This is a genomic window from Streptomyces glaucescens (genome assembly GCF_002154375.1).
Taxonomy (GTDB): domain Bacteria; phylum Actinomycetota; class Actinomycetes; order Streptomycetales; family Streptomycetaceae; genus Streptomyces; species Streptomyces glaucescens.
Genome location: NZ_MUND01000711.1, coordinates 1 through 5,947, shown reverse-complemented (window position 1 = coordinate 5,947; position 5,947 = coordinate 1). Strand labels below are relative to the sequence as shown.

At 71.8% G+C, this 5,947-nt stretch carries 5 protein-coding genes; 3 read left to right on the top strand and 2 right to left on the bottom strand.

Annotated features, from left to right (window positions below):
• Positions 1 to 789 (top strand): xanthine dehydrogenase family protein molybdopterin-binding subunit (locus tag CCN42_RS35710; RefSeq protein WP_143662139.1); only part of this gene is annotated, 789 nt, incomplete at its 5' end.
• A gap of 270 nt (positions 790 to 1,059) precedes the next feature.
• Here the strand turns inward: CCN42_RS35710 and CCN42_RS35705 are convergent.
• Positions 1,060 to 1,587: a winged helix-turn-helix transcriptional regulator gene (locus CCN42_RS35705; RefSeq protein WP_086741512.1), complete on the bottom strand. Its 528-nt coding sequence runs from the start codon at positions 1,585 to 1,587 to the stop codon at positions 1,060 to 1,062.
• A gap of 104 nt (positions 1,588 to 1,691) precedes the next feature.
• Between CCN42_RS35705 and CCN42_RS35700 the strand changes: the two genes are divergently transcribed.
• Entirely contained in the window at positions 1,692 to 2,489 is a 798-nt protein-coding gene (locus CCN42_RS35700; RefSeq protein ID WP_086741511.1) for a crotonase/enoyl-CoA hydratase family protein, read from the top strand.
• Positions 2,490 to 2,700: 211 nt separating this feature from the next.
• Here the strand turns inward: CCN42_RS35700 and CCN42_RS35695 are convergent, their stop codons facing one another.
• The gene (locus tag CCN42_RS35695) at positions 2,701 to 3,582 is read right to left on the bottom strand and encodes an SDR family oxidoreductase (protein WP_086172651.1); all 882 of its coding nucleotides are present in this window, start codon (positions 3,580 to 3,582) and stop codon (positions 2,701 to 2,703) included.
• A gap of 429 nt (positions 3,583 to 4,011) precedes the next feature.
• Here CCN42_RS35695 and CCN42_RS35690 point away from each other — a divergent pair, with 429 nt between their 5' ends.
• A complete protein-coding gene (locus CCN42_RS35690; protein ID WP_169731586.1) occupies positions 4,012 to 5,454 on the top strand; it encodes a phosphatase PAP2 family protein in 1,443 nt (480 codons plus the stop codon).
• The last annotated feature ends 493 nt before the right edge of the window (positions 5,455 to 5,947 follow it).

The following is a 5,947-nucleotide window of genomic DNA, read 5'->3' as shown; positions in this document are numbered from 1 at the left end:
CTCCACACCCACCCCGGCCGCGTCCACCTGAGCGACGCCGACACCGACCACGTCCACCACCACAGCGGCGCGTTCGGCTCCACGGGCGTCCTCCTGACCGGGCAGGCCGTCGCCCGCGCCTGCCGGGCCCTGGCCCACCGCATGACCGCCTTCGCGGCGGCCTCCGCCGGCACCGCGCCCGGCGCCTGCCGGCTGGACACGGACACCGTGCACTGCGACGGCTCGTCCCTCCCCCTCACCGAGCTGCACCGCCGTGCCCTGCCTGTCGATCCCGCCCGGCTGCGCGCGGAGGCCTCCACCACCGCGCAGCAGACCCAGGTGTCCCTGGCGTTCTGCGCCCAGTGGTTCCGCGTCGAGGTCGACCCCGCGACCGGGCACGTGCGCATCCTCGACAGCGTGCACGTCGCCGACGCGGGCACCGTTCTGGACCCCGGCCGGTGCCGGGCCCAGATCGAGGGAGCCGTCGTCCAGGGCATCGGCACCGCACTGCGGGAGGATCTGCCCACGGACGGTCATGGCCGCATCGCCACCACCGACCTGCGCAGCTACCTCATCCCCCACTTCGGTGAGACACCGGCCACCGAGGTGCACCTCGTCCACCCGCACCGGAGCCCGGCAGCGCCCAAGCCGATGAGCGAGCTGCCGATCAATCCGGTCGCCCCGGCGCTGGCCAACGCGGTCCGCGACGCCACGGGCATCCGCCTCGCCACCCTGCCCCTGCGGCCCGACACCGTGTGGGCGGCGCTCGCTGCCCATGCCGGCCGGTGGCGACCGGACCCGCCGAACTGACCACCGTCAGGACGACCGGCGGCGGGGTGCGCGCCGACGGGAGGTGACGGCACGTCGGCGAGTGCTCCGGAGCCGAGCGGCCGAGCCGGATCGGCCCGTGCCGCCGCGTCCGGTCGGCGGACACCGCGCAGAAGGTCGCGACGTCCGGCAGGCAGGTGGCGTCCCTGCCGAGTCGGCGGGCGAGGTGTGCGTGGTGGCCGGTGCGTGACCGGCCCACCGGGTCATCGAGTGCCGAGGCGGCGTTCGAGGGGGCTGTCCATGGGCAGCGCCCTACGCTCGATGCGCCCCGTCGAGGTGGGCTTCCGTTCCGAAGCGGGCCTTCACGCCGGGGTCGTCGAGGAGCCGGGCGGGATAGCCGGGGCCGGTGCGGACCGTGACGTTCTCGTCGTTCAGTGGTTCACCGCAGGAGGAGCACACCACTCGGGCTCGGGTGTCGTGTCCGCATGACGTGTGGTGCATGACCACGGGTTCACCGGCGTCCTCAGCAAGCCAGCGGTCGCCCCAGGCGTTGATGGCGGCCATGACTCCGAAGAAGTCGCGGCCCATCTCCGTCGGCAGGTACTCGTGGCGGACGGGGTCCGACTGGTAGGCGTGGCGTTCCAGGAGTCCCGCGTCTTCCAGGCGCCGCAGCCGGTCGGCGAGGGTGTTGCGGGCGATGCCGAGCGAGTCGACGAAGCCGTCGAAACGCGACTGGCCGTAGAAGACCTCGCGCAGCACCAGCAGGGTCCACGCGTCGCCCAGGAGGTCGACGGTGCGGGCGATCGAGCAGGGCCAGCCGGCGAACGAGGTCCTTCGCATGCGGCCGACCCTATCAGTTTCATCATGAGATGGACTTGTGCCGGGGCGATCGTCCCACTAGCGTCCCTGACCATCTCATCATGCAACTGAGGAGGTAGGAGCGAATGGCGACTCAGTCGGCGCAAGCGACGGTCACCGTCGAGCGCAAGGGGCGCGTGCTGCTCATGGGCCTTGACCGGCCGGCCAAGCGGAACGCCTTCACCAAGGACATGCTCGAGGAGCTGGCAGCCGCCTACGGGCTGCTGGAAGCCGACGACGACCTGTGGTGCGGGGTCCTCTTCGCGCACGGCGACCACTTCACCGGCGGCCTGGACATGGCCGACGTGAGTGACGAACTGGCCTCGGGCCGCTTCCCGCTCCCCGAGGGCGGCCGCGACCCCTGGCGGCTGGACGGCCCCTGGTCGAAGCCCGTCGTGGCGGCGGCGCAGGGGTGGGTGATGACCCTGGGGATCGAGTTGCTGCTCGCCGCCGACATCCGGGTCGCGGCACGGGACGCGCGCTTCGCCCAGTACGAGGTCCGCCGCGGCATCTACCCCTTCGGCGGCGCCACGTTCCGGTTCCCGCGGCAGGCGAGCTGGGGCAACGCGATGCGCTGGGTCCTGACCGGCGAGGAGTTCGATGCCGAGGAGGCCCACCGCATCGGTCTGGTTCAGGAGATCGCCGCCGACGGCCCGGGCGCCGTGGCCCGGGCCGTCGAGATCGCCGCCCTCATCGCCGAGAAGTCGGCGCCCCTGGGCGTGCGCACCGCGCTGAACTCCGCGCACCTGGCCGACCAGCGCGGCGACCGCGCGGCGACCGCGCGTCTGCGCCCCGACATCGCCCGGCTCCTCACCACCGCCGACGGCGCCGAGGGCATCCGGTCCTTCATCGAGCGCCGCGACGCGGTGTTCACCGGCCGCTGACCTTTCGTACAGCGGCCACTGCCACGGCGCTCGACTCTGCCCCCGCGAGGCCGACCGCACGCCGTTCCGGCGCCGCCCGCAGCCGAGTGCGCAGGCCTACGCCGAGTGCGCAGACCCGCGCCGATGGCCGCCCGCGGCCGTCATGGCCCGCGCTCGCCGGAACCGATGGACCGGCCGCGCCCCGTCTGCCAACCCACCGGGCCCCCGCGCGCTACGGCAGCGGCGTGCCGCCCGTGGCGTTGACGATCTCCGCGGTGATGTACGACGCCTCCTGCGAGGCGAGGAAGACGTACGCGGGGGCCATCTCGGCGGGCTGGGCGGGCCGCCCGATCGGTGCCTGCTTGCCGAATTCCTGGGTGTCCGGCATGGTCGCCGGGATCAGCGGCGTCCACACCGGGCCCGGCGCCACGGCGTTGACGCGGATGCCCCGGTCGATCACCATCTGCGCCAGCCCCTGGGTGAAGGTGACGATCGCGCCCTTGGTGGTCGCGTAGTCCAGCAGGTGCGGACTGGGCTTGTAGGCCTGCACCGAGGTGGAATTGATGATGCTGCCGCCCTTCCGCATGTGCGGCAGGGCGAACTTGCACAGCCAGAACATGCCGTAGAGGTTGGTCCGCATCACCCGGTCGAACTGCTCGGTGGAGATCGCCTCGATGCCGTCCGGCTGCGACATCTGGTACGCCGCGTTGTTCACCAGGATGTCGATCCGGCCGAACTCGTCCACGGCCCGGTCCACCAGGGCCCGGCAGTTCTCCTCCTCGCGCACGTCGCACGAGACGGCCACGGCCCGCCGGCCGGCCTCCTCGACCAGCCGGACGGTCTCGGCGGCGTCGTCCTTCTCGTCCTCCAGATGGGCGATGAGGACGTCGGCACCCTCCCGGGCGAACGCCAGCGCGACCGCCCGTCCGATGCCGGAGTCGCCACCGGTGATCACAGCCTTGCGGTCCGCCAGCCGACCGCTGCCGCGGTACGACTCCTCCCCGTGGTCCGGGGGCGGGTCCATGGGCCCGGTCCAGCCGGGGTGCGGCTGCTCCTGGTCGGGGAAGTCCGGCTGCGGGTGCTGCTCGGTGGGGTCCTGCTGCTGTTCGGTCACGGGGTGAAGCCTCCTTGTCCGCAGGTGACGACCGGTGTGCTGTCCGGTACGTGACGACCTGCGACCGAGTACCCCGACATGACGATATCGATCAGGCCTCTCCAGGCCGGCTCGCATGTCAGCCTCCTGCCGCCGGCGCCGGCCGAAGCCAATCACCGTGCTCACCGCACCGGACACCGCCACGCCGGTACGCGCGGCCGACGGAGTGACCGCCCGGCAGGAGCCGCCGCGCCGGGCGCCGTCCGCCCCGGCCGCGCAACCGTCGCCGTCCGTCTCCCCTCCAAGAAGGTGACCGTGGTACTGATGCGCCGACGGAGTTGCCGCGCCCGTCGGTCCCCGTCACCCCTCCTCCGTTAACATGTTCGAACTCGCGACGACACCCCCTGTTACCCGTCCCTAACCGAAAAACTGGTCAAACAATTGATACCTATGGCATCGCGGGTGTTTTCGCGCGTCAAAGGCAGAAACACCTTCTCCGCACGGCGTCAGCCCCGGGCGATCCTGTGGGCCGCCGCCAGCGCGGTGACCCTCGGATTCCTCGTCGCACTGGAGATGGCCGCGCGGCACTACGGCGTGTCGGGGCCGATCACCAACCAGGCGCGAGAAGTGATATTGCCACCCAAATCGGGTGGCCTGCTCTACGCCAGCATGGCGTTGATGATGGTGGTGCTCACCTGGCGGCAGCGGTTCGTCGCACTCGCCGCCGCCATAAGCGTCGACGTCGCCTTCTCGGTGGTCCGATGGGCGGCCGACATCAAGATCACCGAGGGCCATCCCTTCGGCAACGGCGCGCTGTGGGTGATGCTGGGCTGTGCGGTCCTCGCCCTGACCCGCCGTACCGGCCGTGAACGCGCCCTGCTGCTGAAGGGCGTCGCGCTGGGACTCCTGCTGATGACCGGCCGGAAGACCGGCGACACCTGGCTGCTCATCACCGCGAAAACCCGGCCGGACGTGCTCGACCCCTATGTGGCCATCGCCGATCACGCGCTGGGCGATCCGTCCTGGCTGGTGGGCCGGGTCGTCGAAGCCACGGGCGCGGTCGGCTTCAACTTCCTGGACTTCGTCTACGGCCAGCTCCCGGTGGCCGGAGTCCTCGTCGCCCTGTACCAACTGCGCAACGTCGCCGTCGAACGCCGGTTCCCCCGCCATCACGTGGTGCGCAGCTTCCTGATGATCGGCCTCCTGGGACCGGCCATCTACATGGTCTACCCGGTGGTCGGCCCGATCTTCGCCTACGGCACCGGCACCGAGCACTGGGCCGCGGTCAGCGTGTGGGCGGACGCCTGGCCCACCCGGCAATGGGCGGTGGCCGAACTCTGGCCGACGACGCCGCCGCCGCTCAGCGTCCCCCACCCCATCCCGTTCGACGAACTCACCCCGCGCAACTGCATGCCCAGCCTGCACACGGCGTGGGCCACAGCGATCTTCCTCCACACCCGCAAGGGCCCGCGCGCCCTGCGCTACGCGGGCACGTTCTGGCTGGTGGCCACGCTGTGCGCCACCCTCGGCTTCGGCTACCACTACGGCGCCGACCTCATCGCCGGCGTGGTCTTCGTGCTCACGATCGAGGCGGCCCTGCGCTCGTACGACCGCGGCTGGGACCGGTCAGGGCTCCAGCTGGTCGCGTACGGCTCGACGGTCTTCGTCGCACTCCTGGCGTCGTACCGCTATCTGCCGATGGAGATGGCCAGGCATCCGTGGCTGTACGGCCCCCTCCTCCTGCTGGCCATGGCTTCCGTGATCTACGGCTACGTCCGGACCACCGCCGGATGGGAGCCGAAGGCCGCACCCGCGCCCGACGCGGAACTCACGGTTCCTCGGCAGGCGGCCCCGCCGTCGGTACCCGACGTCGTCGACGCCGGGCGCGGCTGACAAGCGCCGGCGTTCACCTCGTGTCCGCGGGCACCCGAACACCGATCCCGACCAAGGAGGTTCGTAGCCCATGACCGACTCTGTCGCCTACAAGGGGCTCGGGGTGATGCCGACGTGGTTCGCCGTCGTGGTCGCGGTGCTGGCCGTGATCGGGATCGTCCTGGCCTTCCGGCGGGGACGCTGACGGCCGTGCCCGGCCTGTCCCGGGCACGGCCGTTCGCCGGTTGCCGACGGCGGCCGGGGGCGGGCCGGGCCGCGGGACGCCGCCGTCGCCGCACGCCGTGCTCCCACCGCACCCTCACGCCGGAGGCCTGGTCGCGATGCCGTGGGAGGCTCGGAACCCGGCCCTGGATCACGGGCTGGTGAGTGGGTAGGCTACCCGTCCCGTCGATCTTGACTTGCCGAGGTGTTCGCTCGTGTCTCCCGCACCACTGATCGGCGCTCTCGTCCCGCTCACTCGACCCGGCTGGGTGGAGGCGGGGCGGCACTTGCT